Here is a 3140-nt window from a genome sequence, read left to right as displayed (position 1 = left end):
AAGGTTGGGGAGCAGAGCACCAAGCCGGAAAATTCCAGCATCCGACGGTCCAAGGTTGGGGAGCAGAGCACAAGCCGGAAAATTCCAGCATCCGGCGGTCCAAGGTTGGGGAGCAGAGCAATTTGCAGGGCGACATTGCGTTGATTGATAGCAAGTACGGGCTTACCGGTGCTGCGGCAGCCGCAGAACTCGTTCGCATCTTCCGAAACCACATCTTCCATGGCAAGGACAACACCCCCCTCTCGGGCGGGTTGGCGATGGTTTCACATTTCTATGCGGCGACAAGACTGCTCCTAATGTTGATTCAGAATATACTGTTGCTTAAGGCTCGAGACATTGAGTCGGATATTCCGCTTTCCCTCGCAATTGAAGAAAGGGGCTATAGACCGGCGCGGTTCCTCATTCTCAACCTGCATCGGCCCGAGGCCCAGTGGGCGCCCAACTCCACCCGCTGAGAATAAGGTCTGCAGCTTTCGCTACCAACGCTATCTCCGCTCCGGTGGCACGGGTACCAAGCCGATCCAGTCCGACTGCACTCGCTTGAGCATCGAACCGCTTCTGACGATCAAATCCTGCTTGATCAGGCGCCATGAAGCGAGACTTCAAGAGCAGGCGCTGATCCTCACCGTGGTGGTCGAAGTCCGAGATTCGTTGCCGCCCTAGATCGACCTTGGTTCGAACCTCGAGACGCGGAAGAGGGGAAAGCTCAAAGTCTGCATAGCGGAAACCTGTCAGCTTGCCAGTTCGAAGGTGAAGCTTCACAAGTTGCATCTCGTCGAAGCCACCGGCGTACTTCTCGGCACAGCCTGCAAAACAACGCAGAACTGCGGGAAGTCGCGGTGTAAGTTCCGTGCTTACCCAGTAGTTCATTTTTTCGTCTAAATAACCCAGACCTTCACTGGCGGTAGCCTTGGCCGCTGCGCAGAGAAGCTCAGAGTCAGCGAGGGAGAAAAGCAGATCACGCGCTGTTGCTTGCGCCGTGGTGAAATTTTGGAACAGCGCGCGAACATCCCTTTTGAGAGGTTCTGGTAAGTCCCTGTAGTTTCGACGGCGATTGAATTGGTTGAGCGCTAGATAGACAGCGATATCCTCCTGCCTCTGCTCGGCTACATCGTCCAAAAATTCGGGGTCAGAAAGGCTGCTCGCCAAACTGATTGCTTTCGCGGCCGAAGTATTAGCCGCCTCGAGCCGTTCAAGTATTTCTTTCGGAAGTTCGACCACTGCTGGCCATCTTCTAAGGTCTGTCGCTACTGCCACAATGGCTTCGAGGTCAGGTCGGAGAGCCTCAAAGGCTGCTTCTCGCGCCGCCTTTCGCCGTGCGGCGGCGCTCACGCTTGGTGCGGACCGGCGAGTTTGTCGAGACAGAAGGTAGGATTGCTCGGACAACGAATCTGCAAAAATGAAGAAGAGACCCGGTCCGGCTTGAAATGCTTCTCTGCCGAGTGTGGCTTCAATAAATTCCTTGAGTTCTCCCGGGCGATAGAACTTCTGAAACGTACCGAGGCGAGTGACGTGCCCGTCACCATAGGGTCGGCACGTCTCTGTTTGCGCCCGGCTAGAGGTGATGACGGCGACCGCAAGGCAGCGTTGCGCGAGAGCAAAAGCCGACCGCAGGACATCCTGCCGCTCGGCGGGGGTCTCAATAACATTCAGAACAAAGCCGAGGTTTACGACGTTAGCTGGCGCGCATATCTGATCCGGTGCGTAGTATGGATCCCACCCGGCGGCCGAAATACCGGCGGCCTGAAGCCCTTCGATATCCGATCCGTATCCGCACCCGTAGTCGAACACCGTCGTTTCTTCATTGATCAAGCCATACCGGATCAGTGACTGAATTGGTAATGATAACCCGTACCTCCGAATCGCCGCGAGATGACGCTGTATGGTAACATCTGGCTGTGAAAGCGGCTCGATAAGTAGCTCAATTCTATGCCCGACAATTCGGACGCCAGCTTCCCGCATGCGTTCGTCCCATGCAAGCCTTGTCCCAATTGAACTGGTCTCTCTCAGAAGGCCTATGCGTTCGAGGCCTAGCGTCAGTTCGCTGTACTCGTCGCGCCTCGGGTGATCAGCTGGCAGGAGTAGTTCTTTGCGATGAAGAACAGGCGGATTGGCACGCGCTCGGTACGAACGACGAACTGCGGTACGGTTCTTAAGATTAACGGTGACGCTCTCGAGTAAAGCAGGGAAGGAACACTCAAAATCCTCGTACGTGAGAAACGAAATTCTCTCCTGACCGTTCTTCCATAACTTTACGACGTTCCATTGCGATGCGTTCGCTATGGCTTCAGCAGTCCACATGTTTTGCCGTGAAACCGGCTCCAGGCCCGCGACTCCATCTCGATGTAAGTAGAGATAGCCAGCAACAATCTTGCCAGGAGCTTCCGAATGCATCGGTGGGCCTTTCAATAAGGGGCCGTACGAACGGTGTGCATTATCATGCCAGCGTGGTGGTAAGTTGGCCATAGCTGGTCGTTTTCGTCCTCCCTAGTTACTCAGAAAACGACACGAGGCGACACTGATGCCGGAGAGAGTTCGGTATTTGTTACACTACCTCCGCCAAATACCCTGAACGAACTTGTCTTTAAATCCAGCTTTAGCCGGAATTTCTCATTATATTCAAGGATTAAAAGACGGGAGGTCTTCACCGGTCCTGGCGCAGATAGGCTTCATTTTGCTCTCTAGCGACCGTGTTTCTCTGAAGCTGATGACTGCGTCGGAGCGGTGGTCAGCTTGCAATGATTTGAAGCCATGCGGTCTTTTTTATCTACTTTTTGACGTTAGATATAAGCTCCTTCCAAGGCAAAAGGATCTCTGGTCGAACTGCATCCGCTTAGTAAGCCTCCGAGAGATGGCAGAGCGGTCCCTCTGATAGGGATGATCGAAGTCTGCGCCGGCGCACCCTGCGGAAATACTGGCTGATTGGTAAAGTAGGGGATTTAAACTAAACTAGCGGCGACGCGAAGGGCACAAAGCGGACCGAGGGTGGTGCGGCAGGCCAAAGCTCTCAGGACGCAGGAGCGGACGTTCGTCGCCGGCGCAGATCGGTCGGCGCCTGGTCCGTCACGAAGGGCGGGATGCTGTCGTTCGCTGCGTGTTAGACGAACGGCAGCATCGCGATGCTCTGCTCCCCAACCTTG

Annotated in this window: 2 protein-coding genes; one reads left to right on the top strand and one right to left on the bottom strand. The window is 54.9% G+C overall.

Going from position 1 to position 3140, the window contains the following annotated elements:
• Window positions 1-455, top strand: a 455-nt coding sequence (locus TW83_RS21310; protein WP_162198082.1) for a hypothetical protein, incomplete at its 5' end; no start/stop codon positions are given.
• Here TW83_RS21310 and TW83_RS20160 read toward each other — a convergent pair.
• On the bottom strand, window positions 406-2394 hold the full coding sequence (locus tag TW83_RS20160) for a DNA phosphorothioation-associated putative methyltransferase (protein WP_162198081.1): 1989 nt from the start codon (window positions 2392-2394) through the stop codon (window positions 406-408). The two genes, TW83_RS21310 and TW83_RS20160, sit on opposite strands and share 50 nt — an antisense overlap.
• Between the last annotated feature and the right edge of the window lie 746 nt (window positions 2395-3140).

The sequence above is a fragment of the Paracoccus sp. S4493 genome (assembly GCF_000967735.1).
GTDB classification, from domain to species: domain Bacteria; phylum Pseudomonadota; class Alphaproteobacteria; order Rhodobacterales; family Rhodobacteraceae; genus Paracoccus; species Paracoccus marcusii.
This window is presented reverse-complemented; position numbering and strand designations above follow the sequence as displayed.

Bases quoted from the DNA above. Each gene is read 5' to 3' on its own strand.
- TW83_RS20160 (WP_162198081.1), bottom strand. From the start codon at position 2,394: ATGCATTCGGAAGCTCCTGGCAAGATTGTTGCTGGCTATCTCTACTTA.